The 803-nt window shown below is 57.5% G+C and carries 1 protein-coding gene and 1 pseudogene; both read left to right on the top strand.

Going from position 1 to position 803, the window contains the following annotated elements:
• A pseudogene (locus tag L692_RS0107150) lies at positions 1-203 on the top strand (glycine/betaine ABC transporter); the annotation flags it as partial.
• A gap of 80 nt (positions 204-283) precedes the next feature.
• Positions 284-803, top strand: a 520-nt coding sequence (locus L692_RS0107145; protein WP_415752760.1) for a glycine betaine ABC transporter substrate-binding protein, incomplete at its 3' end; no start/stop codon positions are given.

Here is an 803-nt window from a genome sequence, read left to right as displayed (position 1 = left end):
GGATCAACCAGACGATCATGCTGTCATTGTCGATGGTCGTCATCTCGTCGATGATCGGCGCGCAGGGAGTCGGGGCCTATGTGTACCGCGCCGTGTCGCAGGCCAAGACCGGCGCCGGCTTCGAGGCGGGACTCGCGATTGTCGTACTCGCCATCCTGCTGGACCGCCTGACCCAGAACGCGCTCAAAATCAAGCACAAATAGGAGGATTTACATTAATGAACAAGAGAAACCGCCGAAAATTTATGTCCACTGCCATGCTGGGACTCCTGCTGGCCGCCGTAATGCTGTCCGGCTGCTCGTCCTCGTCTTCGAAGAGCGGCTCGCAGACCGTCAAGCTGGCTTATGTAGCCTGGGATTCTGAAATCGCCAGCACCTATGTTGTCAAGGAAGTGCTGGAGTCGAAGCTGAACAAGACGGTTGAGCTGCTCCAGGTTGACGCCGGGCCGATGTTCGCCGGGGTAGCGGGCGGAAGCGCGGACGCGATGGTCGCGGCCTGGCTGCCCAGCACGCATGCTTCCTATATGGAGAAATACGGTAAAGATCTGGAGGATCTGGGCGCCAACCTGGATGGAACGAAGATTGGACTAACGGTTCCTGCCTATATGAAGGCGGATTCGATTGAAGACCTGAACGACAAAGCGATTGCAGATTCGCTGGACCATAAAATCATCGGCATCGAGCCGGGCGCGGGCATCATGTCGGCAACGGAAAAAGCGCTGGCCGACTACAAGCTGGACGGCTATACGCTGGTGGAAAGCTCGTCGGCGGCAATGGCTCAGGAGCTGCAAAAGGCTTATGACG

The sequence above is a fragment of the Paenibacillus forsythiae T98 genome (assembly GCF_000520735.1).
Classification (GTDB): Bacteria; Bacillota; Bacilli; order Paenibacillales; family Paenibacillaceae; genus Paenibacillus_AQ; species Paenibacillus_AQ forsythiae.
This window is presented reverse-complemented; position numbering and strand designations above follow the sequence as displayed.